Source organism: Cellulomonas hominis (assembly GCF_901521055.1).
Classification (GTDB): domain Bacteria; phylum Actinomycetota; class Actinomycetes; order Actinomycetales; family Cellulomonadaceae; genus Cellulomonas; species Cellulomonas endometrii.
The window spans coordinates 1-25,412 of record NZ_CABEGA010000028.1; the positions used below are offsets into that span (position 1 = coordinate 1).

The window sequence follows — 25,412 nt, forward strand, 5'->3', positions numbered from 1 at the left end:
CCCCCCCCCCCCCCCCCCCCCCCCCCCCCCCCGGGGGGGGGCCGGCCCGCCCCCCCCCCCCCCGCCCGTGCCGGCCCCCCGCCCCCCCCCCCCCCCCCCGAGGTCCCGATGACGCACCCCCGCACGCCGGCCGCCCTCCGCAGCCTCCTCGTCCTGCTGGCCGCCGTGGCCGCGCTCGTCGGCACCGGCACCGCCGCGACGGCCGCCGGCGACCCCGCCGCCGACCCCGCCGCCGGGGCCGGGGCCGATGACGTCACGTGGACCGTGCGCACCGCGTCCAACGACTTCGGCTCCGACCGCACCGGCTTCACGTACAGCGTCGAGCCGGGCTCCTCCGTCGACGACGCCCTGGTGGTCGCCAACCACGGGGACGAGCCGCTGGACCTCGCCGTCTACGCCGCCGACGGGTACACCACCGAGAGCGGCCAGCTCGACCTTCTCACCCCCGACCTGGAGTCGACGGGCGTCGGCGCCTGGCTGACCACCGGGACCGGCAGCGTCACCGTGGAGCCCGGCGCGACGGTCGAGCTGCCGTTCACCGTCGCGGTCCCGGACGACGCGACGCCGGGCGACTACGCCGGCGGGGTGCTGACCTCGCTCGTCCAGGCCGACGCGGCGGAGGGCATCACCGTCGACCGCCGGCTCGGCATCCGCGTCGACCTGCGCGTGGGCGGCGAGCTCGCACCGGCGCTCGCCGTCGAGGACGTGCGCGTCGGGTACAGCGGCACCCCGAACCCGGCCGCGGGCGGCGACGCGACGGTCACCTACACGCTGCACAACACCGGCAACACCGCCCTGTCCGCCCACCAGGACGTCGCGGTCTCCGGCCCGTTCGGGCTGCTGCGGGTCGACGCCGGCGACGTCGGGGCGCCGCCGCAGCTGCTGCCGGGGGAGGAGTGGACCGTGTCCGTGCCGGTCCCGGGCGCATGGCCCACCCTGCGGCTCGGTGCCGAGGTCACGGTCACGCCCACGCTCACCGACGCGGCGGGGTCGACGTCGTCGCTGACGCCGGTGACGGGCACCGCGCACACCTGGGCGGTGCCGTGGACGCTGCTCGTGGTCCTGCTGCTCGTCGCGGCCGCGGCCGTGCTGCTGCCGCGGCTCGCGCGGCGCCGCCGGCGGGACCGGGACGCGGCCGAGGAGCGCCGGGTCCAGGAGCGCGTCGACGCGGAGCTCCGGGCGCGGGCGGCCGGGGAGGCGGTGCCGACGCCGCGCGTGCGCTGAGCGCGCTGCGACGGCACGGGCACGGTGACGCGCGTCTCGCCGGTCACGGGTCAGACCGCGCCGTCGGCGGCCGATCGGGAGGGCACCCGAGGCGCGCCCTCCCAGCGCCTCACGTGCTCGAAGCGAGGCCCCTCCATGCGTGGTTGGCGTGACCAGTCCATCGGCCGCCGGATGTCCGCGGTGTTCGGCTCCCTGATCGCGGTGCTCGTGCTGGCCATCGCGGTGGGCATCGTGACCGCGCAGACGCAGCGCTCGTACGCCGACCAGGTCGCGGCCGCCGACCGCGTGCTGCGCCTGGCCGACGACGCCCGGTTCCAGATCGCCGACGCGACCGGGTGGCAGGGCCTGGTCCTGGCCGACGTCACGGCGTTCGGCCCGGAGGCGGCGCTCGCGGACGACTCCCAGAACCGTGCGGGCGTGCTGCAGGCGCAGCAGGACGTGCAGGCCTGGTTCGCGGACCTGGACCTGACCGGCGCGACCCCCGAGGAGCAGCAGGCGTTCGCGGCGCTGGAGCCCGCGTGGGACTCGTTCTTCGCCGGTGACGCCGAGGTGGTGGCGCTGCTCGCCACCGGCGACCCGGACGACTACCGCGCGGCGCTGACCAGCATCAACGAGGGCAGCGCGGGGGAGTCGTACGCCCAGGTGCTCGGGCTCGCGGAGCAGGTCCAGGCGTCCGCCGGCGCCCGGGTCACGGCGCTGCAGGAGGCCCAGAGCGCGGCGCAGGAGCGCGGCCGGCTCGTGCTGGTCCTGGTCGGGGCCGCGGCCGCCGCGTTCGCGGTGTTCGCCGCGCGCAAGGTCACCCGGGACATCGCCGGGCCCGCGGGCCGCATCCGGGACGTCGCGGCCGCGATGGCCGACGGCGACCTGACCCGGCGCACCGGCCTGACGGGCGGCGGGGAGATCACCCGCGCGGGCGCGGCGCTCGACGCGGCGATCGAGTCCATGTCGGCCGTCGTCGGGCAGGTGGCGAGCACGGCGGACCGGACCAGCGGGACCGCGGCCGCGCTGCGGGACGCGTCGCGCGACGGCGCGCGGGCGGCCGGGGAGACGTCGGCCCAGGCCGGCGCGGTCGCCGCGGCGGCCGAGCAGGTGTCGCGGACGGTGCAGACCGTCGCCGCGGGGACCGAGCAGATGGGGGCCAGCATCCGCGAGATCGCGCAGAACTCCGCGCAGGCCGCCCGCGTCGCCGGCGAGGCCACGGCCGTCGCCGAGGCGACCAACGAGCAGGTGGCGCGCCTGGGGGCGTCGAGCCAGGAGATCGGCAACGTCGTCAAGGTCATCACGTCCATCGCGGAGCAGACGAACCTGCTGGCGCTGAACGCGACGATCGAGGCCGCGCGCGCCGGTGAGGCCGGCAAGGGCTTCGCGGTCGTGGCCGGCGAGGTCAAGGAGCTCGCGCAGGAGACCGCCAAGGCCACGGAGGACATCGCCCGCCGGGTCGACGCGATCCAGGCCGACACGTCCGGCGCCGTGGTCGCGATCGGCGAGATCGCGGAGATCATCGCCCGCATCAACGACTACCAGCTGACGATCGCCTCGGCCGTCGAGCAGCAGACCGCCACCACCAACGAGATGTCCCGCGGCGTGGCCGAGGCGGCGCAGGGCGCGGCCGACATCGCGCAGAACGTCACGGCCGTCGCCGCCAGCGCCGGGACGAGCGCGCAGGCGCTCACCCAGGTGGACGGCAGCATGGACGGCGTCGTGGCGCTGTCGCACGAGATGGCGGGCAAGATCGCGGCGTTCCGCGTCTGACGTGCGGGCCGACGCCCGGCCGCGCCGCCCCGAGGTCGTCATCTGCGCACGAGGTCGTCCCGCACACCTGACGACCTCGTGCCGGACTGACGACCTCGGCGCGCAGCCTGGCGCCGGCCGGCCGCGGGTCAGCCGCCGAGCTGCGAGCCCACCGCCCCCGCGCCGCCCGCCTTCGCCGCGTTCACCGCGCCGTAGGTGAGCAGCGGGGCGAGCGGGGAGCCCCGCAGGTCGCCGCCCGCCTCGAGGTGCTCCGCCTGCGCGCGCAGCGCACGGGCCACCGCGGGCGCGCCACCGGCGCGGTGCCGCTCGAGGGTGTCGGCGAGGGAGCGCAGCAGCTCGGGGGGCAGCGACGCCTCGACGTAGTCCGTGAGCGACAGCACCGAGACGAACAGCCGCCGGCGGGATCCCTGCGGACGGGCGCCCAGCAGCAGCCCGCCGGCACCGTTCGGCACCAGGGCGACGCTCGTGGTCGGGCCGAGGGGGACGCGCCGGCGGAACCGGCCCAGGCGCAGCACGACGAGCGCGCCGCCCGCCGGCTCGAGCCAGGTCGAGCGCCACAGCAGCCCGGCCGTGAGCAGCGCGAGCACGGGGACCGTCACGAGCACCGCCGGCCGGTTCTCCGGCTGCGTGACGGCGATGACCGCCATGACCACCAGGACCGCCACCGCCGTGGCGACCAGCCAGCGCCGGCCCGAGCGCGACGTCGGGACGGGCAGCCGCACGGCGTCGGGCGCGCTCACCGGCCGGCCCCGCCCGCGGGGACGGCCGCTGCGACGGCGACGGCGGCGAGGTCCCGCACGTGCGCCTCCAGGTCCTCGCGGCTGACGGGCGCCGCCGTGACCGGCCCGTGGTCGCCCTCCCGCGCGGACAGCAGCCACGCGCCGCCGGGGCCGGTGAACAGGCCGCTGAGCGGCGGCTGCCGGTCGTCGACCGTCCGGACCACCACGTCCGCGCGCAGCAGCGCCGACCCGAGCCGCTCGGTGATCTCCAGCGGGGGCTCGGAGGGGTCGGGCAGGTCGATCGCGGGCCCGGACCCGTCGGACGTCCCCGGGTGCACGGCGGCGTCGAGCAGCAGGTCGCCGAGCGTCTCGGCCCGCGCGAGCGCGAACCGGTGCAGGCCGTCCCCGCTCACCTGCTCGACCAGCACGACGTCCCGCACCACGTGGGCGTACCAGAAGTCCTGCCCGACCACCGTGGTCCGCGCGACGCACACCACCGCGGGCGCGCCCCGGCGCAGCGCCACGAGCGACAGCACGTCCTCGCGGACCTGCAGCTCGACGGTCGGCTCGCCGACGGCCGCGGCCAGCGCCTCCGCGGTCGGGGGGTCGACGATGCCGCGGGCCAGCAGCCCGCGGTAGGCGGTGCGCAGCGCGAGGGCGCGGTCCGCGTCGGGCAGCGTCGCGAGGTGCGGCTGCACGACCAGGCTCTCGGGGCCGTGCAGCACCGCGAGCTCCTCGTCCGTGAGCACCTCGACGGGCACGGCGGCGGCCTCCGTGGCCGGGGTCCCGGCGCTCACAGCAGCCCGAACGAGACGACGTCGAGGGCGCCCTTGCCGAAGTCCGAGACGGCGTCCTTGGCCTTGTCGACCTGCTCGCCGGCCCAGTCGGCGGCGTCGGACACCGCGTCGGTGGTCGCGTTCCACGCCCCCACGGCGGCGTCCTTGACGTGACCCGCCGCGGAGCCGAGGAAGTCCCCGATGGCCTCGCGGTTGTCCCACACGAGGTTCCCGACGCTCCACGCGCCGTAGGCCAGGACCGCGCCGCCCGCGACCGCGAGGCCGACAGGCCCGAGCGCCACGACGCCCGCGCCCGCCGCGAGCAGAGCGCCCGCGCCGACCGCGCCGCCGAGGCCGAAGGCGCGCGTCGCCCACCCGCGGGCGCCGTCGTAGCCGCCGCCGGTGACGGTGTCGACCACCCCGGTGACGACGGTCAGCGGCAGGAACGCCTTGCCGAGGAGGCCGGCGGCCCGCGAGCCGATGATCTTGCCGAGGAACCCGCCCCCGGGCTTGCCGTTCTTGAACGTGTCGAGCGCGGCGTCCGCCTTGGCGAAGTTGTCGAGCATCGCCTGGTAGTGCGTGATCGGCGCGCCCGAGGCCTTGAGGAACTGCAGGTACGCCGTCGACTTGGTCGCCGACTTCACGACGCCCTGGATCACCTGCGCGAGCGCCACCCCACCGGCACCGACCCCGCCGAGGGCCGCGATGACGTCGCCGCTCTCGAACGCGCGCTGCAGGTAGGCGTCGACCGCGGAGGCCAGCGTCTGCGGGACCTCGACCGCCGAGAGCCGGTCCGCCACCTGCTGGTCCGTGGTCGCGACCGCCGTCAGGGCCGACCCGATCGCCTCCGCGTGCTGCTCGGCCTCGTCGTTGAGCGCGCGCTGGTCGGCGTCGCGCCGGGCCGCCGCGCCGTCGGGGTCGCCCGCGGCCGTCATCACCGGCGGCAGCGTCGGGGCGGTGACCCGCCCGTCGTCGTCGACCCGGAACCCGGCGGCGACCGCGGCGTCGACCGTCGACAGCACCGCCGAGCGCGCACGGCCCAGGTCGGTGGCACCCGCGGCGAGCGCGGACCGGGCCGACTCGAGCGCGTCCGCCAGCTCGAACCCCGTGGTCGCCTCGCGCGCCATCCGCTCCGAGGCGGCGCGCGCGGCGTCGCCGTCCCACACGTCGGTCAGCCGCGTGATCGCGGACCGCGCCGCCTCGACCTGCGACTCGACCGTCTGCTGCGCGGTCGCGACACCGGTCGCGGCCTCGGCGAGCGCCTCGGGCCGCCACCCGCGCACGACCGCCAGCGTCAGCGCCGCCATCACTGCACCGCCATCGCGCCGAAGCGGCTCTGCACGGAGCTCTCCGCGCCGCGGTACCCCGCCGCGGACCCCGACGCGCTGGCCGACATCCCGCGGACGTTCTCGCCGAGCACCTGCACCGCCGCGGCGACCCGGGTCGACACCCACACCGCCGCCCCGGCCGTCGCGGAGCCCGGCAGCGCGCCGTCGATGCCCGCGAAGGGGCCGGCGACGTCCACCTCCTGCAGCGCCGCGGCCGCGGCCTCGAGATCCGTCGCCGCGGTGTCCAGCGCCGCGATCGAGACGTCCACGCTCATGCTCGCCCGTTCCTCCGTGCGCTCGTCGTACCGATGTCGATCAGCCCTCGATCAGCCCAGCCCGGCCCAGCGGATCAGCCCAGCGCGCTGATCGCGCCGCCCCCGCCGAGCCCCACCAGCCGGGCCAGCGGCGACGACGTCACCGCACCGCCCCGCTCCAGGTGCGCGGCGTGCGCGCGCAGGTCGGCCACCACGCGGGCGCCGTTGCCGACGCCGCGGGACTCCAGCGCGTCGGCCAGCGCCCGTGCCGCGTCGGCGGGCTGCGCGGCCTCCCGGCCGGAGCGCATGTCCAGCAGCGGGACGCTCGCACGACGCCAGCCGGCCGCGCGCTCCACCGTCAGCTGCACCTGCGAGCGACCGGCCGTCACGACCGCGTACGCGCGCCGGTCCAGCGCCACCGGCCGGACGCGGAACGACCGCCGCTCGGGGGACAGGACGCCGGCCGCCCGGTCGAGCGTGGCGTGCACCGCCCCGCGGCCCGACGGGTCGAGCTCCCGCAGCAGCACGACGTCGGCCGCACGGCCCCCCGCGGTTCCCGTTCCCGTCACGTCGGCGTCCCTCCTGTTCGCGGCGTCGGCTGCGCCGGGAGCCACGCTACACAGCGAGCCACGCCGGAGGGCGGCCGGGGACGACGAAGGCCCGGACCCCCGTGACGGGAACCCGGGCCTCGATGGTGCCCTCGATAGGATTCGAACCTACGACCTTCTGCTCCGGAGGCAGACGCTCTATCCACTGAGCTACGAGGGCGCTGGACCTGCATCGGACCTGCATCGCACCGAGTCGTACCGACCGGCGCGATGCATGAGACTACCAGCCCTTCAGTCCTCCCCGAGCAGCCCCGACAGGTACGAGCTCGCCTCGTCCACGGCACGGGCGTCGTCACCGGCGGCGATGGCCTCGACCAGCGCGTCGTGGTTGTCGCCGTCCTGCAGGATCTGCGCGAAGTTGAACCGGATGTTGTCGGTGACGGCGTCGATCAGGTTCTCGTAGAGCGACAGCAGCACGGGGTTCCGTGCGGCGCGGGCGATCGCCCGGTGCAGCGCCAGGTCCGTGGCCACCATCGCGTCCAGCGCGCCGGACCGGTAGGCCTCCGCGCGCTGGTCGCGCAGCGCGGTGATGGTGCCCACGTCGGTCGTGGTGCGGCGGCGCGCAGCCAGCCGGGCCGCCTCGACCTCCAGGCTGCGGCGGACCTCGATGACGTCGCGCTGCCGGGCGTCGGCGATCTGGCGGCCCATGCTCACCGCGAGCTCGGACGTCGACAGCACGTAGGTGCCGGAGCCCTGCCGGCGCTCGACGAGCCCGGCGTGCACCAGCGACTGCACCGCCTCGCGCACGGTGTTGCGGCCGACGCCGAGCAGCTCCACCAGCGCCGGCTCCGGCGGGATGCGGGTGCCGACCGGCCAGTCGCCTGAGGTGATGCGCGCCCTGAGCTGGGCCACCGTCGCGTCGATGAGGCCGGTGCGTCGCGTCATGCGGGGTAGTCTCCCTGGTCAGTTGTGCCGCGATTCAACACGAAGCCGGCACCCGTCCGCCAGCGCCCGCCGCAGCGCGCCCTCCCTCTGCTCGAACCGAGGCCGCAATGCCGTCTGCCCCTGTGCCCGTCCGCTCCACCGCGCCCTGGCGCGGTCGCCGGATCGTCCTGCTGGGCGTCGTGCTGGTCGCGCTGAACCTGCGGATCGCCGTCGCGTCGGTGTCCCCGATCCTCGACCTGGTGCGCGAGGACGTCGCGCTGTCGGCCACCGAGGCGGGCCTGCTGGGGACCATCCCGGTGATCTCGTTCGCGGCGTTCGGGTCGCTGACCCCGGTGCTCGCGCGGCGCCTCGGGCTCGAGCCGCTGCTGGTCCTGGCGATGCTGCTGTCCGTGACCGGCGAGGTCGTGCGGTCCGGGACGTCGACCGCCACGGGGTTCCTGGGCTGGACCGTGATCGCGCTCGCGGGCATGGGGATGGGGAACGTGCTGCTGCCCCCGGTGGTCAAGCGGTACTTCCCGGACCGCATCGGCGTCGTCACGTCCGTCTACTCGGTGACGATGTCGGTCAGCACGGCGCTCCCGGCGCTGCTCGCCGTGCCGGTGGCCGAGCGCCTGGGCTGGCGGGTGTCGCTGTCGGTCTGGTCGGTGGTCGGCGTGCTCGCCGCGGTGCCGTGGGTGGTCGTGGTGGTGCGGTCCGCGGCCGCCCGCGCGGAGCTCGCGGGCGTGCTGCGGCGCTCGCCCACGACGACGCCCGCTCTGACGTCCCGGCACCGCTCCGGCGGGCGGGTGTGGCGCAGCCCGCTCGCGTGGGGCATGGGCGTGACGTTCGCGATGAACTCGCTCAACGTCTACGCCATGTTCGCCTGGCTGCCGCAGATCCTCATCGACGACGGCACGTCGCCGCACGCCGCGGGGACGTGGCTGTCGGTGTACGCGATCCTCAGCCTGCCGCCCGCGCTGGTGGCCCCGATCGCCGCGGCCCGGATGCGGAACCCGATCGGGCTGATCGTCTTCTTCGTCGCGTGCTTCGTGGCGTCCTACGTCGGGCTGCTCGTGTCGCCGGACGGTCCGCTGTGGCTGTGGATCGTGCTGGGCGGGCTGGGCCCGGGCGCGTTCCCGGTGCTGCTGGCGCTCATCAACCTGCGGACGCGGACCTCGGCCGGGGCGGCGTCGCTGTCCGGCTTCACCCAGGGCGTCGGGTACGCGATCGCCGGGACCGGCCCGCTGCTGATCGGCGTGCTGTACGACGCGACCGGCGGCTGGACGGCGGCGCTGCTGTTCCTCATCGGCACGCTGGTCGTGCTGCTGGCGGCGGCCACCGTCGCGTGCCGGCCGGTCATGCTCGAGGACACCTGGGGCCCGCGCGGGTCGACGCCGCCCGCCTGACCCCGCCGCGGCGGCCCGGGTCCGCCGCCTGGGCCCGTCGCCCGGGTCCGCCGCCCGGGTCCGCCGCCTGTGGACGACGGTCGGGGCAGGTGCGGGGCGTCGCTACGCTTGTCCGGTGACCCCTGCTGAGCTCTCCGAGTCCCTGCGCGCCGCCCTCGCGGGTGCCGTCGCCGACGGGACGTTCGCCCTGCCCGCCGCCGACCTGCCCGAGACGGTGCACGTGGAGCGACCCCGGCAGCGCGAGCACGGCGACTGGGCGACCAACGTGGCCCTGCAGCTGGCCAAGAAGGCCGGCACCAACCCCCGCGCCTTCGCGGAGGAGCTCGCGCGCCGCCTCGCGGACGCCCCGGGCGTCGCGAAGGTCGACGTGGCGGGCCCCGGCTTCCTCAACATCACGCTCGACACGGCCGCCGCGGGCGAGCTCGCCCGGTCGGTCGTCGAGGCCGGGCCCGCGTACGGGCGCGGCACCTCGCTGGCCGGGCAGAGCATCAACCTCGAGTTCGTCTCCGCCAACCCCACCGGGCCGATCCACATCGGCGGTGTCCGCTGGGCCGCGGTCGGGGACAGCCTGGCGCGCGTGCTGGAGGCGTCCGGCGCCCGCGTCGGCCGCGAGTACTACTTCAACGACCACGGCGCGCAGATCGACCGGTTCGCCCGCTCCCTCCTCGCCCGGGCGAAGGGCGAGGAGGCGCCGGAGGACGGCTACGGCGGTCAGTACATCGCCGACATCGCCGACGCCGTGATCGCGCAGGCCGCCGCAGCCGGGGAGCCCGACCCCCGCACGCTGCCGGACGCCGAGGCGCAGGAGGTGTTCCGCGCCCGCGGGGTCGACCTCATGTTCGGCGAGATCAAGCAGGCCCTGCACGAGTTCGGCGTCGACTTCGACGTGTACTTCCACGAGGACACGCTCCACGAGACCGGCGCCGTCGAGCGCGCGGTCGCCCGGCTGCGCGAGCTCGGCCACATCTTCGACGCCGACGGCGCGACCTGGCTCCGCACCACGGAGTTCGGGGACGACAAGGACCGCGTCATCATCAAGTCCGACGGCGAGGCCGCGTACATCGCGGGCGACCTGGCGTACTACCTCGACAAGCGGGAGCGCGGGTTCGACCGCGTGATCATCATGCTGGGCGCCGACCACCACGGGTACATCGGGCGCATGATGGCGATGTGCGCCGCGTTCGGCGACACCCCGGGCGTCAACCTCGAGATCCTCATCGGCCAGCTGGTCAACCTGGTCAAGGACGGCCAGCCGGTCCGCATGAGCAAGCGCGCGGGCACCGTCGTGACTCTCGAGGACCTGGTGGAGGCCGTCGGCGTGGACGCCGCGCGGTACTCGCTGGCGCGGTCCTCGGCGGACTCCTCGATCGACCTCGACCTGGACCTGCTCACGCGGGCGACCAACGAGAACCCCGTCTACTACGTGCAGTACGCGCACGCCCGGACGTGCTCGGTGGCGCGCAACGCCGCCGACGCGGGCGTGCGCCGTGAGGACGGCTTCGACGCCGCGCTGCTCGACCACGAGTCCGAGGCGGTGCTGCTCGGCCGGCTCGCCGAGCTGCCGCGGATCGTCGCGCAGGCCGCCGAGCTCCGCGAGCCGCACCGCGTCGCCCGCTACCTGGAGGAGCTCGCCGGGGCGTACCACAAGTGGTACGACCAGCGCCGCGTCCTGCCGTTCGGGGACGAGCAGGTCGGTGACGTGCACCGCACCCGCCTGTGGCTCAACGACGCCACCCGCCAGGTCCTGGCGAACGGCCTGCACCTGCTCGGGGTCAGCGCACCGGAGCGCATGTGACCGCGCAGCCGCTGGGCCTGCCGTGGTCCGCCAACGCCACGCGCGGGGCGGACGGCGCCGTGCGCGTCGCGGGCGTCGACGTGCGCGACCTGGCGGCGCAGCAGGGCACGCCCGCGTACGTGCTCGACGAGGCGGACTTCCGCGCCCGCGCCCGGGACCTGCGCGGGGCGTTCGAGCGCGCGTTCGGCGAGATCGGCGCCGGCGTGGACGTCTACTACGCCGGCAAGGCCTTCCTGTCCGTGGCCGTCGCGCGCTGGGCGCACGAGGAGGGCCTGCGGGTCGACACCTCCACCGGCGGCGAGCTCGCGGTCGCCCTGCGCGCCGGCGTCCCGGGGGAGCACCTGGGGCTGCACGGGAACAACAAGTCCGACGCCGAGATCGCGCGGGCGCTCGAGGCCGGGGTCGGACGGATCATCGTCGACTCCTTCGGGGAGATCGAGCGGGTCGTCGCCGCGGTGCGCGCCCGCGGCGCCGGTGCCCCGCCCGCGCCGGTGATGGTGCGCGTCACCACGGGCGTGCACGCCGGCGGCCACGAGTACATCTCGACCGCCCACGAGGACCAGAAGTTCGGCCTGTCGGTCGCGGCCCGGACCGGCGGCGACGACCCGGTCAGCCCCGCGATGGCGGCGCTCGAGGAGATCCTGCGCCGGCCCGAGCTGCGGCTGCTCGGCATCCACTCGCACATCGGCTCCCAGATCCTCGACCCCGCCGGGTTCGCCGTCGCGGCCGCCAGCGTGCTGGGCCTGCGCGCCGACCTGGCGGCCCGCACCGGCTACCTGGTGCCCGAGGTGGACCTGGGCGGCGGGTTCGGCATCGCCTACCTGCCGGGGGAGGTGCCGCTCGACACCGGGCGCATCGCGAAGGAGATCGCCGCGGCCGTCGACTCCGCCTGCGCCTCGCTCGGCACGCCGGTGCCGCGGTTGTCGTTCGAGCCGGGACGCGCGGTCGTCGGCCCCACCACGCTCACCCTGTACACCGTCGGGACGGTGAAGCCCGTGCGCCTGGACGACGGCAGCGAGCGGCTGTACGTCTCGGTCGACGGCGGGATGAGCGACAACATCCGCCCCGCCCTGTACGGCGCGCACTACCACGCGGCCGTCGTGTCCCGCACGGGCTCGGCGGACACCGTCCTCGCGCGTGTCGTGGGCAAGCACTGCGAGAGCGGCGACATCGTCGTGCACCAGGTGCAGCTCCCCGCCGACGTCGCGCCCGGCGACCTGCTCGCCGTCGCGGCGACCGGCGCGTACGGGCGGTCGATGGCCTCCAACTACAACCACGTGCCGCGGCCGCCGGTCGTCGCGGTCGCCGACGGTGCCACCCGGGTGCTGGTCCGGCGCGAGACCGAGGACGACCTCCTGGCCCTCGACCTCGGCTGACCCTGCCCGATAGCATGTGCTATCGGAGGTGGCGGCCATGGGGTCAGGTGCGGTGGACGACGGTCAGAAGGAGCCCGCGGGGGACCCGAGCCCGTCGCCGGTCGAGGAGGCGTTCGCCGCGTACCTCGGTGAGGCGGCGGCGCGAGCCGAGAGGCTGCGGGCCGACGCCGCTCGCGCACTCGTCCTGGCGGCGCGGCAGGCGGCGGACCTCGGGTGGAGCCAGCGCCGGATCGCCGCCGCGCTCGGCCGGAGCCAGCCGGAGGTCGCGCGGCTGCTGCGCCGCATCGACCTGGTGCCGCCGACGGTCGCCGTCGAGGTGCGGGGCGGCAAGGACCACGGGCGCGGTGCGCACGTGCCCTCCGCAGGCGCGGACAGCTCGACGCTGGCCCGCGTGCTGGGGGAGCACCGTGACGCGATCGTGGCAGCAGCCGAGCGGTACGGGCTGTCCAACGTGCGCGTCTTCGGCTCCGTCGCGCGGGGCGAGGACCGGCCCGACTCCGACGTCGACCTGCTCGTCGACCTCGCTCCCGGCGTCAGCCTGTTCGACCTGGGCCGCGCCGAGGTCGACCTGGTGGAGATCCTCGGGCGGCCGGTGGACGTGGTGCCCGCACGCATGTTGAAGCCGCGCGTCGCTGCGACCGTCGAGGCGATCGCCCTGTGACGCGGACGACGGCGGACCTCGTGGCCGAGGCGCTCGAGCACGTCGACGCGCTCCGGAAGCACGTGGCGGTGCTGGGCCTGGACCACCAGGCGGGGTTCGACGCGGTGTGCCTGCGTCTCGCGGTGGCGATCGACTGCATCGCCCAGCTGCCCCCGGTGCTCCGTGACACCGTCTGCGGCGGGAGCTGGCCGTCGGTGCGCGCCACGCGCAACCGCATCGTGCACGGCTACTTCACCGTCGACGCGGAGGTCGTCCGCATGGCGGTCGACCGCGACGTCGGGCCGCTCCGGGCCCGACTGCTCGCGGGGCGGACGAGCTGCCGGCGGTGCCGTGACGTCCGCCGCGGGAGCGCGGCGACCACGCTGTGGATACCCGGCCGGCGGCGGGGGCCTCGCCCCTATCCTGTGTCAGCGGCCGGGCGCCTCAGCGCCGGCCGTATCCCAGCGGACCCGGGACGTCCGGGCGTGATCGAGAGGCGCACGCGGTGACTGCACGCGACGAGACCGGCCGGCACGCCCGGCCCGCGACGACGGAGCGCCCGGCGGTGCGGGTCGCCCTGCTCGGCTGCGGCGTCGTGGGCACGGAGGTCGTGCGGCTGCTCACCACGCAGGCGGAGGACCTGGCCGCCCGCGTCGGCGCCCCGCTGGAGCTCGTCGGCGTGGCCGTGCGCGACGTCGACGCCGACCGCGACCCCGTCGTGGACCGGTCGCTGCTGACCTCCGACGCCAAGGCGCTGGTCACGAAGGCGGACGTCGTCGTCGAGGTCGTCGGCGGCATCGAGCCCGCCCGGTCGCTGCTGCTGCGCGCGATCGAGCACGGGGCCGCGGTCGTGACGGCGAACAAGGCGCTGCTCGCCGAGGACGGCCCCACGCTCTACCAGGCCGCGGACGCCGCGGGCGTCGACGTGTACTTCGAGGCCGCGGTCGCCGGGGCGATCCCGCTGGTCCGGCCCGTGCGCGAGTCGCTCACCGGCGACCGCGTGCACCGCGTCCTCGGCATCGTGAACGGCACGACCAACTACGTGCTCGACCGGATGGCCACCGACGGTCTCGACCTCGACGCGGCCGTCGCCGAGGCGCAGGCGCTCGGGTACGCGGAGGCCGACCCGACGGCCGACGTCGAGGGGTTCGACGCCGCGGCCAAGGCCGCGATCCTCGCCTCGCTGGCGTTCCACACCCGGGTCTCGCTCGAGGACGTCGACCGCCAGGGCATCACCGCGGTCACCGCGGACGACGTCGCGTGGGCCGGCCGGACCGGGCACGTCATCAAGCTGCTCGCGATCGCCGAGCGCCGCACCACCGACGGCGGCGGCGACGGCGTCCAGGTGCGCGTGCACCCGTCGCTGGTCCCGCTGGCCCACCCGCTGGCCGGCGTCCGGGGCGCGTTCAACGCCGTGTTCGTCGAGGCCGAGGCCGCCGGCGAGCTCATGTTCTACGGCCGGGGCGCCGGCGGTGCGCCGACCGCGTCGGCCGTGCTCGGCGACGTGGTGTCCGCGGCCCGGCACCGGGTGCACGGCGGGCGCGGCCCCGCCGAGTCCTGGTACGCCGCCCTGCCGGTGCTGCCCGCCGAGTCGGCGCGCACCCGCTACCAGGTGCGGCTCGACGTCGACGACCGCCCCGGCGTGCTCGCCCAGGTGTCCGCGGTGCTCGCGGAGCACGGGGTGTCCATCGAGGCCGTGCGGCAGTCGCCCGCCGACGTGACCAGCACCGACGAGGCTCCGGGCGTCGCCCGCCTCGTCATCACCACGCACGAGGCGCCGGAGGCCGCGCTGGCCGCCACCGTCGCCGCGATCGGCGACCTCGGCTCCGTCCGCCAGGTCGTGTCCGTCCTGCGAGTCGAGGGAGCCTGATGGCCCACCAGTGGCGCGGTGTGATCCGCGAGTACGCGGACCGCCTGCCGGCGCACGTCCAGGAGCGTGTCGTGACGCTCGGCGAGGGCGGCACGCCGCTCGTCCCCGCCCCCGCGCTCTCGGCGCTGACCGGCGCGGAGGTGTACGTCAAGGTCGAGGGCATGAACCCGACCGGGTCCTTCAAGGACCGCGGCATGACGACCGCGATGTCCGCGGCCGCGGGCCGTGGCGCGAAGGCCGTCGTGTGCGCGTCCACCGGCAACACCTCGGCGTCGGCCGCGGCGTACGCCACGGCCGCCGGGATGGTCTGCGCGGTGCTCGTGCCGGACGGCAAGATCGCGATGGGCAAGCTCAGCCAGGCCGTCGCGCACGGTGCGCGGCTGCTGCAGGTCGACGGCAACTTCGACGACTGCCTGGTCGCCGCGCGCAAGCTCGCCGAGGCGTACCCGGTGGAGCTCGTCAACTCCGTGAACCCGGACCGCATCGAGGGCCAGAAGACCGGCGCGTTCGAGATCGTCGACGCCCTGGGCGACGCCCCCGACATCCACGCGCTGCCCGTCGGCAACGCCGGCAACATCACCGCGTACTGGAAGGGGTTCCGCGAGTACGCGGGCCTCGACGCCGGCGCGGAGCACGGCGCGGTCGCCACGCACACGCCGATCATGTGGGGGTTCCAGGCGGCCGGCGCCGCGCCGATCGTGCGCGGGTACCCGATCACCGAGCCCGAGACCATCGCCACGGCGATCCGGATCGGCAACCCCGCGTCCTGGACGCAGGCCGAGGCGGCGCGCGACCTGTCGGGCGGGCTCATCGACGCGGTGACGGACGACGAGATCCTCGCCGCGCACCGCGTGCTGTCCTCGCAGGTCGGCGTGTTCGTCGAGCCGGCGTCGGCCGCGGGCGTCGCGGGCATCCTCAAGATGGCGGAGGCCGGGCGCGTGCCGGCGGGCGCGCGGATCGTCGTCACCGTCACCGGCCACGGCCTCAAGGACCCCCAGTGGGCCCTGCGCACCGCGGACGGCACCGAGGTCGAGACCACCCGCGTGCGGCCCGACGTGGTCGAGATCGCCGCGGCCCTCGGCCTCGGCTGACGCGGCCGTGCGACTGGGAGCCGACCGGGCGCGGGTGCGCGTCCCGGCGACGAGCGCCAACCTCGGCCCGGGCTTCGACGCCCTGGGGCTGGCCCTCGCGCTGTACGACGACGTCGAGGTGCGCGCGCTCGGGTCCCCCGACGTGGTCGTCGACGTGGTGGGGGAGGGCGCCGACGACGTCCCCACCGGGGACGACCACCTGGTGGTGCGGGCCCTGCGGCACGCGCTCGACCACGTGGGTGCGCCGCAGACCGGCCTGCACCTGACCTGCCGCAACCGGATCCCGCACGGCCGGGGGCTCGGCTCGTCGGCCGGCGCCGTCGTGGCGGGGCTGCTCGCGGCGCGCGCGCTCGTCGCGGAGCCCGAGTCGCTCGACGACGACGTCGTGCTGCGGCTCGCCACGGAGCTGGAGGGTCACCCCGACAACGCGGCGCCCGCGCTGCTGGGCGGGGCGACGGTCGCGTGGTCGGACGACGCCGCGGGCACGGTGCACGCCGCGCGCCTCGCGGTGCACGAGACGATCGCCCCGGTCGTCGTGGTCCCCGGGACCCGGCTCGCCACGTCCCACGCCCGCGGCGTGCTGCCGGAGACGGTGCCGCACCGGGACGCCGCGTTCCAGGCGGGCCGCGCGGCCCTGCTCGTCGAGGCGCTCGGTCGCCGGCCGGACCTGCTGCTGCCCGCCACGCAGGACCGGCTGCACCAGGGCTACCGCCGGCCGGTGATGGCCGAGAGCATGGCGCTGGTCGACGCGCTGCGCGCCCGCGGCGTGCCCGCGGTGGTGTCCGGCGCCGGCCCGACCGTCCTGGTGCTGGCTCGCGGTGCGGGTGAACCTGCGGAGGGGGCACCGGCGGCGACCGACGCCGACACCGCGCTCGACCAGGTGTTCGGCGGCGCGATGGGCGGCTGGCGCATCCTGCGGCTCGCGATCGACACGGCCGGTGCGGCGTGGCGGAAGCTGCCCTGAGGGGTGGGCCCGGTGCTATGCTGAGCCCGTTCCCCGGACCTCGTCCTGATATCCGCTCAGCCTTTTTCCGGTGCAGCGCCGCTCAGGTGCCCCGCCCCGCGAAGGCCCGGGTCCCCGGAGATCCGAGACCGGGAACGATCCAGCCCACGTGAGTCGCCGCTCAGCGCGACACGTGCGGCTTCACCGACGCGCCGGCCCCCCACGAGGGACCGGACGCGGACCGCGCCCCGACGGTGGGTGGCGGTCCCCGACGAGGGGGAAGGGTCCTTCGTGACAGACACCATCGAGACCGCCGTGAGCACCGGCTCCGGCGGCTCAGCCCGTGGCGGTGCCATCTCCGCGATGCGCATGCCCGAGCTGCAGGCGCTCGCCGCCCAGCTCGGCGTGACGGGCACGTCCCGGATGCGCAAGAGCGATCTGGTCGACGCCATCCAGGCCCGGAACAGCGGTGGCGAGCGCCCCGCGCGCCGTGCCGCCTCCCGCGCCGCCGGCCCGTCCGGCGCGCCCGCCGCCGAGCACACCGCGCCGCAGGCGGAGCACAGCGCGCCGCAGGCCGAGCAGCCCGCCCCCACCGCCGACGCCTCCGGCGACGAGCCCCGTGCGCGGCGCCGCCGCCCCGTGCGGGCCGCCTCCGAGGCGCCCGCCGCGGACGAGTCCGGGGACTCCCGCGGCCGCGCCGTCGACGTCCTCGCGAACCTCGAGGCCGCGCTCGACTCCCGCCAGGGCGGGCAGCAGACCGGCGAGCCGCGTGACGACCGCGCTGCCCGTGCGGCCGAGGCCGTCGGCTCCGTGACCGGTGAGCGCCGTTCGCGCCGCGCCGGCCGCGGTGCCGGCGCGCCGACGGTCGACGTGACCCTCCCCGAGGGGCCGACCACCGCCGGCGACCGGGACTCCCGCGGCGAGCGCGAGGGCCGTGACGGCCAGCGCCAGCGCCAGCAGGACCGGGGCCAGCAGGGCCAGCAGCCGGCCGCGCAGCCGGACCGGCAGGACCGCGCGCAGCCGCAGACCCGGGGCCAGCAGCAGCAGGACCGCGCTCCGCAGGACGAGGACGACGAGCGCGGCGGCCGCCGCCGGCGCTCGCGTGACCGGTACCGCGACCGCGACCGCACCAAGCGGGGCCGTGGCACGCGGGGCACCGACGTCGACGCGTACGAGCCCGTCGAGGTGGACGAGGACGACGTCCTGGTCCCGATCGGCGGCATCCTCGACGTGCTGGACTCGTACGCGTTCGTCCGCACCACGGGCTACCTGCCCGGCGCGACCGACGTCTACCTGCCGCTCGGCCAGGTCCGCAAGGCCGGTCTCCGCCGCGGTGACGCGATCACCGGTGCGGTCCGCGCGCCCCGCGAGGGCGAGGCGCAGCCGCAGCAGGGCGGCAACCGCCCCAACAAGGCCAACGCCCTGGTGCGTCTCGACACGGTCAACGGCATGTCGCCGGAGCAGGCGCGCCAGCGCCCGGAGTTCTCCAAGCTGACGCCCCTGTACCCGCAGGACCGTCTGCGGCTCGAGAACGACCCGCACCAGCTGACGCCGCGGGTGATCGACATCGTCGCCCCGATCGGCAAGGGCCAGCGCGGCCTCATCGTCGCGCCGCCGAAGGCCGGCAAGACGATCATCATGCAGCAGATCGCGAACGCGATCACCGCGAACAACCCCGAGGTCCACCTCATGGTCGTGCTCGTCGACGAGCGCCCCGAGGAGGTCACGGACATGGAGCGGACCGTGAAGGGCGAGGTCATCGCCTCGACCTTCGACCGCCCCGCCTCGGACCACACCATGGTCGCGGAGCTGGCCATCGAGCGGGCCAAGCGCCTGGTCGAGCTCGGTCAGGACGTCGTGGTGCTGCTCGACTCGCTGACCCGGCTGTCCCGCGCGTACAACCTGGCGGCCCCGGCCTCCGGGCGCATCCTCTCGGGTGGTGTCGACGCCTCGGCGCTCTACCCGCCCAAGCGGTTCTTCGGCGCGGCCCGCAACATCGAGAACGGCGGCTCGCTGACGATCCTCGCCTCGGCGCTGGTGGAGACCGGCTCCAAGATGGACGAGGTCATCTTCGAGGAGTTCAAGGGCACCGGGAACATGGAGCTCCGGCTCTCCCGCTCGCTCGCGGACAAGCGCATCTTCCCGGCCGTGGACGTCAACGCCTCCGGCACGCGGCGCGAGGAGATCCTCATCGCGCCGGACGAGCTCAAGATCGTCTGGAAGCTCCGCCGCGTCATGGGCGCGCTCGACCAGCAGCAGTCGATCGAGCTGCTGCTCGGCAAGCTCCGGGAGACGAAGTCGAACGTGGAGTTCCTGCTCCAGGTGCAGAAGACCACCCCGGGCATGGGCGGCAAGAACGACGACTGACGCCACGACGCGTCAGCGGGGCGGCACTCCCTCACGGGGGGTGCCGCCCCGCCGCGCGTCCGGACGCACGCGAGGCGTCACCGAGATGACACCGGGCGCCTGCGCGCGGCGGGTACCCCAGAGGCGCGGACTGCCACCTCGGCGCAGCCGGCGTACGCGCGCCGGGCTGTGGGGCGCCTCAGGCGCCGCGGGTGCGGGCGCCCCGGCGGGCGGACAGCGCGTCCTCGTACCAGGCGAGCGTCTGCCGGGTGATCTCCCCGGCCTCGAACCGCTGCGCGGCGACGCGCTGCGGGCCCGTCGCCGCCCGCCGCGCGGCCGGGTCGTCGACCCAGCGCGCCAGCGTCCGCGCGAACGCCGGGGTGTCCCGGGGGTCGACGAGCTGCGGCTCGAGCCCCGCCATCGGGGTGCGGTAACCCGGGTTGTCCCCGGCGAGCACGACACCGCCGGCGTCGGCGAGCGCCTCGACCACGGACATCCCGAAGCTCTCCCCGCCGGTGGACGGCAGGGCGACGACGTCCGCGCCGGCGAGCAGCGCCGCCTTGTCCTCCTCGGCCACGAACCCGGGGAAGTCGACGCGGTCGGCCAGCCCGGCGGCGCGGGCGCGCTCGCGCAGCTCGTCCAGCAGCGGGCCGCGCCCGGCGAGCGTCAGGGTCCACGGCCGCTGGGTGCGGGGCATGGCGGCGACGGCGGCGAGCAGCTCGCGGGGCCCCTTGCGCTCGACGAGGCGCCCGAGGAAGACGATCCGCACCGGCGCGTCGTCCGGCCGGTGCGCGGGAGCGGCGTGCTCGGCGGGCAGCTCGACGGGGCCGCCGATGACGGGCACCTCGCGCCCGTAGGCCTCGCGGACCGACTCGGCGGCGGCCGACGACAGCGCGCTGATCGCGTCGAACCGCCGCAGCCGGCGACGTTCCAGCAGGCCGAGCGCGCGGATGCCCCAGCGCGTCGCGGCGTCCTGCGGGTAGATGACGAAGTGCCCGACGACGGCGGTCCCGGGGCGCGCGGCGGACACGACCCGCCCGGCGAGCACCGGGCTGTACGGCATGGTCACGTGCAGCACGTCGAACGGCACCGCGTCGAGCAGCGCCCGGATGCCGGCCCGCGACGCGGGCAGGGGCGTCCCCAGGCGGTTGCCGTTGAACTTCACGCCGACCGTGCGGCCGAGCACGTGCAGGTTCGGCAGGTCCGTCCGCGTGGTGGTCGAGGTGAGGTAGTGCACCTCGTGGCCGAGCGCCGTGAGCCGCCGGCCGAGTGTCAGGACGATCTGCTGCACCCCGTCGGGGCGGTCGAGGCCGTCGTCGATCACCAGGCCGATGCGGAGCATGGCCTCATCGTAGGTGGCGGGAAGATTTCGCGGTGCGCCGCTGTTCTGGCAGACTGTTCCGTCGGTCTGCGGTTCACGTGCGCGGCTCGCGCGCACGACCCGGAGGCCCAACCCGAGGAGAACACCTGTGAAGACTGACATCCACCCCGAGTACGTGGTGACCCAGGTGACCTGCACCTGTGGCAACACGTTCACCACGCGCTCCACCTCGACCTCCGGTGAGATCCGGGCCGACGTGTGCAGCGCCTGCCACCCGTTCTACACGGGCAAGCAGAAGATCCTCGACACCGGTGGCCGCGTGGCCCGGTTCGAGGCGCGCTACGGCAAGCGCTCGGCCAACTAGCGAACTCGACGCCGGTGACCGGCGGCCCCTCCGAGGGCCGCGGTCACCGGCGTCTTCGCATGTCCGGGCCCCTGCGTCACGCCGGGCCCGGCGCCCGGCCGCAGTGCCCCGACAGCCCGCAGCGCCCCCGAGGAGACAGCGATGACCGACCCGTTCGCGGCGGCACGCCCGCTGCTGGACGAGCACGCCCGGATCGAGCGGCAGCTCTCGGACCCGGCGGTGCACGCCGACCAGGCGCTCGCCCGGAACCTGGGCCGCCGGTACGCGGAGCTCGGGCGGGTCGCGCAGGCGCACCAGGCGTGGCGCGCGGCCGCGGAGGACCTCGCCGACGCCCGTGAGCTGGCGGAGTCCGACGACGCGTTCGCCGCGGAGCTGCCGGAGCTGACCGCGACCGAGGAGCGCGCGGCCGAGCGGCTGCGCCGCGTCCTGGTCCCGCGCGACCCGGACGACGCCCGCGACGTGATCCTCGAGATCAAGGCGGGGGAGGGCGGCGAGGAGTCGGCCCTGTTCGCCGCCGACCTGCTGCGGATGTACCTGCGCTACGCGGAGCGGCGTGGCTGGCGGACAGAGACGCTGGAGTCGACGGCGTCCGACCTGGGCGGGTACAAGGACGTGCAGGTCGCCGTGAAGGCGCGCGGCTCGGTCACGGACCCGGCCGAGGGCGTCTGGGCCAGCCTGAAGTACGAGGGCGGAGTGCACCGCGTGCAGCGCGTGCCGGTCACCGAGTCCCAGGGCCGCATCCACACGTCGGCCGCGGGCGTCCTGGTCTTCCCGGAGGCGGAGGACGCCGGCGAGGTCGAGATCGACCCGAACGACCTGCGCATCGACGTCTACCGCTCGTCCGGCCCGGGCGGGCAGTCGGTCAACACCACGGACTCCGCGGTGCGGATCACCCACGTGCCGACTGGCATCGTCGTGTCCATGCAGAACGAGAAGTCGCAGCTGCAGAACCGCGAGCAGGCGATGCGCGTGCTCCGCGCCCGGCTGCTGGCGGCCCGCCAGGAGGAGGCCGCCGCGGCGGCGAGCGCGGCCCGGCGGTCGCAGGTGCGCACCGTGGACCGCTCGGAGCGGATCCGGACGTACAACTACCCGGAGAACCGGATCGCGGACCACCGCACCGGGTACAAGGCCTACAACCTGGACGCCGTCCTGGACGGCGACCTCGGCCCGGTCGTGCAGTCCGCGGTCGACGCCGACGAGGCCGCCCGCCTGGCGAGCGCCGGGGAGCCGGGCGCGTGACCGCCGCCCCGACGATGCGGGCCCTGGTCGACGCCGCGGCCCGGGTGCTCGCCGACGCGGGGGTCGGGTCGCCGCGGCACGACGCGACCGCCCTGGCCGCGTACGCCCTCGGGCTGCCCCGCCTGGACCTCGTGCTCGCGCCGCCCGTGCCGGACGGGTTCACCGAGGAGTTCGCGGGCCTGGTGGACCGGCGGCGCCGGCGGGAGCCCCTGCAGCACATCGTCGGCTCGACGGTGTTCCGCTACCTGACGCTGCGCGTCGAGCCGGGCGTGTTCGTGCCGCGCCCCGAGACGGAGACGGTGGCGCAGGTGGCGGTCGACGAGGCCGCGCGCCTGGCGACGCTGGGGGAGTCCCCGCTGGTCGTGGACCTGTGCTGCGGAGCGGGCGGCATCGCGCTGTCGGTCGACACCGAGGTGCCCGGGTCCCGCGTCGTCGCGGTCGACGCGTCGCCCGAGGCGGTTGCCCTGACGCGCCACAACAGCGGGGCCGCCGGGAGCCTGTCGCTCCGCGTCGAGCAGGGGGACGTCCGCGACCCCGCGCTGCTGGCCGACCTGGACGGCACCGTCGACGTCCTCGTGTCGAACCCGCCGTACATCCCGCCGGACGCCGTGCCGGTCGACCCGGAGGTGCGGGACCACGACCCCGACCTCGCCCTGTACGGCGGCGGGGTCGACGGCCTGGAGGTGCCGCGCGCGGTGCTCGCGGCCGCCGCCCGGCTGCTCGTGCCCGGCGGGCTCCTCGTCATGGAGCACGCCGAGGTCCAGGACGCGGCGGCCCGCGCCGCAGCCGAGGCGACCGGCGCGTTCGAGGCGATCGAGAGCCGGCCCGACCTCACCGGCCGGCCGCGGATGCTCGTCGCCCGCCGCCGCCCGGCACCCGACGGCCCGCGCGCCGTCGCCGGCGCACCCGCGGGCGAGCCGCGACCGGAGCCCCGCCCGGGCGTGAAAGACTCGCAGCCGTGAGTGCCGACCGCGTGCTGGACGCCACCGACCCCGCGACCTGGGGTCCCGCCCTCGACGCCGCCGTGCACACGGTCTCCCGAGGGGGGCTCGTGGTGCTCCCGACGGACACCGTGTACGGGATCGGCGCCGACGCCTTCACCCCCGACGCGGTCGCCGCGCTGCTCGCCGCGAAGGGCCGGGGACGGCAGATGCCCCCGCCGGTGCTGATGCCCGACGTGCGCACCCTGGACGGCCTGGCGATGGGCGTCCCGGCCGCGGCCCGCGACCTCGCGGAGGCGTTCTGGCCCGGCGGGCTGACGATCATCGTCGTCGCGCAGCCCTCCCTCGCGTGGGACCTGGGCGACACGCACGGCACGGTGGCGCTGCGGGTCCCGGACCACCCGGTCGCGCTGGCGCTGCTGACCCGCACCGGCCCGATGGCCGTGTCGAGCGCGAACCGCACGGGGCAGCCCTCCGCGCTCGAGGTCGCCGAGGCGCACGAGCAGCTCGGGGACAGCGTGCAGGTCTACCTCGACGGCGGCCGGACGCCCGGCCAGGTGGCGTCGACGATCGTGGACGCGACGGGCGACGAGCTCCGGGTGGTCCGCCAGGGCGCGATCAGCCTGGAGCGGCTCCGCGAGGTCGCGCCGGTGGTGGGTGACCCCGGCCGGTGAGGGCGTACCTCCTGCTCCTGCTGATCGCCGCGGCGGCGACCTACCTGCTGACGCCGGTCGCCCGGTGGTGCGCGCTGCGGTGGGGGGCCATCACGGCGGTGCGGTCGCGGGACGTGCACTCGATCCCGACGCCGCGCCTCGGCGGGCTCGCGATGTGGGCGGGCCTGATGATCGGGCTGCTCATGGCGAGCCAGCTGCCGTTCCTCGCCGACGTGTTCGCGTCCAACCCGCGCCCGATCGTCGGCATCGCCGCCTCCGCCACGATCGTGTGCGCGCTGGGCGTCGCGGACGACATCTGGGACCTGGACTGGATGACCAAGCTGGTCGGGCAGGTGCTGGCGGCCCTGGTGCTGGCGTGGCAGGGCGTGCAGCTGTACTCGCTGCCGATCGACGGGGTGGTGCTCGGGTCGAACCGGGTGATGCTCGGGCTGACCGTGCTGATCGTGGTCGTCGCGATGAACGCCGTGAACTTCGTCGACGGCCTCGACGGGCTGGCCGCGGGGCTGATCGCCATCGGGGGCGCGGGGTTCTTCCTGTACTCCTACCAGCTGACCCGCGAGGCGAGCCCGGGCGACTACTCGAACCTCGCGACGCTGGTCGTCGCGCTGCTGGTCGGGGCGTGCGTCGGGTTCCTGCCGCACAACTTCCACCCGGCGCGGATCTTCATGGGCGACTCCGGGTCGATGCTCATCGGGCTGGTGATCGCCGCCGCCGGCATCCGGGTCACCGGGCAGATCGACCCCGCCGTCGCCTCCACCCGCCAGTCGTTCCCGGCGTTCCTGCCGATCCTGCTGCCGCTGGCCGTGCTGCTGCTGCCGCTGCTCGACATGGGCCTGGCCGTCGTCCGGCGCGTCGGGACGGGCAAGTCCCCGTTCCACCCGGACCGGATGCACCTGCACCACCGGATGCTCGCCCTGGGGCACTCGCACCGGCGGGCCGTGATCATCCTGTACGTCTGGACCTTCGTGTTCACCGGCGCGGCGGTCGCCCTCGTGTGGTTCTCCACGACCGCGGTGCTCGTCGGCCTCGCCGTCGGGGTGCTCGCCGCCCTGGCGCTCACGCTCGGCCCCCTGCGCGGCCGCACCACGCCGGGCAGCACCGGCAGCACCGGGACGGCCGGGGGCGGCGGGGACGCCGGCCCGCCGCGGCCCGCAGCGCCCGCCGCCGCGCCGACCACCGCCGCCCCGACCGCGGGCGCCCCGACCACCGCCACGGCCCGCCCGCACGACGCGCACGCCCGCGCCGCCGACCACCGCGCGCCCGCCCGGCACGCCGCCGACCCGCACCGCCGGGCGTGGCACGGGACCGGCGCGCCGCTGACCGCCCTGAACGACGCCGACCCGAGGACGGACCACCGATGACCGAGCCCACCGCCGCACCGACGCCCCGCGCGGGGGACAGCCCCGAGGTGTCCGCCGTCTTCCGCACCGCCCTGCGCGACATGGTCGTGCTGGTCGCCGGCGTGACCGTGCTCGGCGTCGGGATCGGCTACCTGGTCGCCGGGCTGCCCGGGGTGTGGGGCGCGCTGATCGGCGCCGCCATCGCCCTGCTCTTCTCCGGCACGACCACGTTGTCGATGCTCAAGACCACGGGCACCGCCCCGGGCACGATGATGGCCGTGATCATGGGCACCTGGCTGGGCAAGCTGGTCGTGGTCGTCGTGCTGCTGGCGGTGCTGCGCGGCATGGACTTCTACGACCGGTACGTGCTGGCCGTGGTGGTCGCGGTGGCGGTCATCGGATCGGCCCTGCTCGACTACCGCGCCGTGGCGCGCGGGCGGGTGCCTTACGTGTCCCCTGCAGGTACCTCCGGGACCGTCTCGAATCAGGACGACCCGGACGGCGGCAGCCGCTCCGTAGGTTAGGCTTCCTGCCGAACCAC

General features: G+C 76.0%; 24 protein-coding genes and 1 tRNA gene. 17 read left to right on the forward strand and 8 right to left on the reverse strand.

Annotation, left to right across the window (positions count from 1 at the left end; genetic code table 11):
* Positions 1-108: 108 nt before the first annotated feature.
* The gene (locus KJP73_RS07815) at positions 109-1,224 is read left to right on the forward strand and encodes a WxL protein peptidoglycan domain-containing protein (protein WP_283770224.1); all 1,116 of its coding nucleotides are present in this window, start codon (positions 109-111) and stop codon (positions 1,222-1,224) included.
* 135 nt (positions 1,225-1,359) lie between these two features.
* Entirely contained in the window at positions 1,360-2,976 is a 1,617-nt protein-coding gene (locus tag KJP73_RS07820; RefSeq protein ID WP_249669208.1) for a methyl-accepting chemotaxis protein, read from the forward strand.
* Positions 2,977-3,104: 128 nt separating this feature from the next.
* Here the strand turns inward: KJP73_RS07820 and KJP73_RS07825 are convergent, their stop codons facing one another.
* The 7 genes from KJP73_RS07825 to KJP73_RS07855 form a co-directional block, all read right to left on the reverse strand.
* Complete coding sequence (locus KJP73_RS07825) at positions 3,105-3,716, reverse strand: hypothetical protein (RefSeq protein WP_213282239.1); 612 nt, start codon at positions 3,714-3,716, stop codon at positions 3,105-3,107.
* Entirely contained in the window at positions 3,713-4,492 is a 780-nt protein-coding gene (locus KJP73_RS07830) for a hypothetical protein (RefSeq protein WP_213282240.1), read from the reverse strand. Before KJP73_RS07830 ends, KJP73_RS07825 begins: the two co-directional genes overlap by 4 nt.
* Complete coding sequence (locus KJP73_RS07835) at positions 4,489-5,778, reverse strand: WXG100 family type VII secretion target (protein ID WP_213282241.1); 1,290 nt, start codon at positions 5,776-5,778, stop codon at positions 4,489-4,491. Before KJP73_RS07835 ends, KJP73_RS07830 begins: the two co-directional genes overlap by 4 nt.
* Positions 5,778-6,074 (reverse strand): hypothetical protein, encoded by a 297-nt coding sequence (locus KJP73_RS07840; protein ID WP_213282242.1) that lies wholly within the window; start codon positions 6,072-6,074, stop codon positions 5,778-5,780. The genes KJP73_RS07835 and KJP73_RS07840 overlap by 1 nt, the downstream gene beginning before the upstream one ends.
* A 74-nt stretch (positions 6,075-6,148) precedes the next feature.
* The gene (locus tag KJP73_RS07845; protein ID WP_213282243.1) at positions 6,149-6,622 is read right to left on the reverse strand and encodes a hypothetical protein; all 474 of its coding nucleotides are present in this window, start codon (positions 6,620-6,622) and stop codon (positions 6,149-6,151) included.
* A 123-nt stretch (positions 6,623-6,745) separates the two neighbouring features.
* A tRNA-Arg gene (locus KJP73_RS07850) sits at positions 6,746-6,821 on the reverse strand.
* Positions 6,822-6,892: 71 nt separating this feature from the next.
* A complete protein-coding gene (locus KJP73_RS07855) occupies positions 6,893-7,546 on the reverse strand; it encodes a FadR/GntR family transcriptional regulator (protein WP_213282244.1) in 654 nt (217 codons plus the stop codon).
* Between the two features lie 107 nt (positions 7,547-7,653).
* Between KJP73_RS07855 and KJP73_RS07860 the strand changes: the two genes are divergently transcribed.
* The 9 genes from KJP73_RS07860 to rho all read left to right on the forward strand — a co-directional run bounded on the left by KJP73_RS07860 (position 7,654) and on the right by rho (position 19,013).
* Positions 7,654-8,931 (forward strand): MFS transporter, encoded by a 1,278-nt coding sequence (locus KJP73_RS07860; protein WP_213282245.1) that lies wholly within the window; start codon positions 7,654-7,656, stop codon positions 8,929-8,931.
* 115 nt (positions 8,932-9,046) lie between these two features.
* Positions 9,047-10,726, forward strand: a complete 1,680-nt coding sequence (argS, locus tag KJP73_RS07865) for an arginine--tRNA ligase (RefSeq protein ID WP_213282246.1) — start codon at positions 9,047-9,049, stop codon at positions 10,724-10,726.
* A complete protein-coding gene (gene lysA, locus KJP73_RS07870) occupies positions 10,723-12,102 on the forward strand; it encodes a diaminopimelate decarboxylase (RefSeq protein WP_213282247.1) in 1,380 nt (459 codons plus the stop codon). Before argS ends, lysA begins: the two co-directional genes overlap by 4 nt.
* A gap of 37 nt (positions 12,103-12,139) precedes the next feature.
* Positions 12,140-12,763: a nucleotidyltransferase family protein gene (locus KJP73_RS07875; RefSeq protein WP_213282248.1), complete on the forward strand. Its 624-nt coding sequence runs from the start codon at positions 12,140-12,142 to the stop codon at positions 12,761-12,763.
* On the forward strand, positions 12,760-13,251 hold the full coding sequence (locus tag KJP73_RS07880; RefSeq protein ID WP_213282249.1) for a HepT-like ribonuclease domain-containing protein: 492 nt from the start codon (positions 12,760-12,762) through the stop codon (positions 13,249-13,251). Before KJP73_RS07875 ends, KJP73_RS07880 begins: the two co-directional genes overlap by 4 nt.
* Positions 13,248-14,612 carry a homoserine dehydrogenase gene (locus KJP73_RS07885; RefSeq protein WP_213282250.1) on the forward strand — a complete coding sequence of 455 codons (1,365 nt, stop codon included), beginning with the start codon at positions 13,248-13,250 and terminating at the stop codon, positions 14,610-14,612. The genes KJP73_RS07880 and KJP73_RS07885 overlap by 4 nt, the downstream gene beginning before the upstream one ends.
* Positions 14,612-15,703 carry a threonine synthase gene (thrC, locus tag KJP73_RS07890; RefSeq protein ID WP_213282251.1) on the forward strand — a complete coding sequence of 364 codons (1,092 nt, stop codon included), beginning with the start codon at positions 14,612-14,614 and terminating at the stop codon, positions 15,701-15,703. Before KJP73_RS07885 ends, thrC begins: the two co-directional genes overlap by 1 nt.
* A 7-nt stretch (positions 15,704-15,710) precedes the next feature.
* Complete coding sequence (gene thrB / locus KJP73_RS07895) at positions 15,711-16,667, forward strand: homoserine kinase (RefSeq protein ID WP_213282252.1); 957 nt, start codon at positions 15,711-15,713, stop codon at positions 16,665-16,667.
* Between the two features lie 270 nt (positions 16,668-16,937).
* On the forward strand, positions 16,938-19,013 hold the full coding sequence (gene rho, locus KJP73_RS07900) for a transcription termination factor Rho (RefSeq protein WP_213282253.1): 2,076 nt from the start codon (positions 16,938-16,940) through the stop codon (positions 19,011-19,013).
* 178 nt (positions 19,014-19,191) lie between these two features.
* Here the strand turns inward: rho and KJP73_RS07905 are convergent, their stop codons facing one another.
* Entirely contained in the window at positions 19,192-20,334 is a 1,143-nt protein-coding gene (locus KJP73_RS07905) for a glycosyltransferase family 4 protein (protein WP_213282254.1), read from the reverse strand.
* Between the two features lie 127 nt (positions 20,335-20,461).
* Between KJP73_RS07905 and rpmE the strand changes: the two genes are divergently transcribed.
* The 6 genes from rpmE to KJP73_RS07935 all read left to right on the forward strand — a co-directional run bounded on the left by rpmE (position 20,462) and on the right by KJP73_RS07935 (position 25,395).
* A complete protein-coding gene (gene rpmE / locus KJP73_RS07910) occupies positions 20,462-20,677 on the forward strand; it encodes a 50S ribosomal protein L31 (RefSeq protein WP_213282255.1) in 216 nt (71 codons plus the stop codon).
* A 141-nt stretch (positions 20,678-20,818) separates the two neighbouring features.
* On the forward strand, positions 20,819-21,916 hold the full coding sequence (prfA, locus tag KJP73_RS07915) for a peptide chain release factor 1 (protein ID WP_213282256.1): 1,098 nt from the start codon (positions 20,819-20,821) through the stop codon (positions 21,914-21,916).
* Positions 21,917-21,930: 14 nt separating this feature from the next.
* On the forward strand, positions 21,931-22,878 hold the full coding sequence (prmC, locus tag KJP73_RS07920; protein WP_213282282.1) for a peptide chain release factor N(5)-glutamine methyltransferase: 948 nt from the start codon (positions 21,931-21,933) through the stop codon (positions 22,876-22,878).
* Positions 22,875-23,531, forward strand: a complete 657-nt coding sequence (locus tag KJP73_RS07925; protein ID WP_213282257.1) for an L-threonylcarbamoyladenylate synthase — start codon at positions 22,875-22,877, stop codon at positions 23,529-23,531. Before prmC ends, KJP73_RS07925 begins: the two co-directional genes overlap by 4 nt.
* Positions 23,528-24,892, forward strand: a complete 1,365-nt coding sequence (locus KJP73_RS07930; protein WP_213282258.1) for an MraY family glycosyltransferase — start codon at positions 23,528-23,530, stop codon at positions 24,890-24,892. Before KJP73_RS07925 ends, KJP73_RS07930 begins: the two co-directional genes overlap by 4 nt.
* Positions 24,889-25,395: a hypothetical protein gene (locus tag KJP73_RS07935; protein ID WP_249669209.1), complete on the forward strand. Its 507-nt coding sequence runs from the start codon at positions 24,889-24,891 to the stop codon at positions 25,393-25,395. The genes KJP73_RS07930 and KJP73_RS07935 overlap by 4 nt, the downstream gene beginning before the upstream one ends.
* Positions 25,396-25,412: the final 17 nt, after the last annotated feature.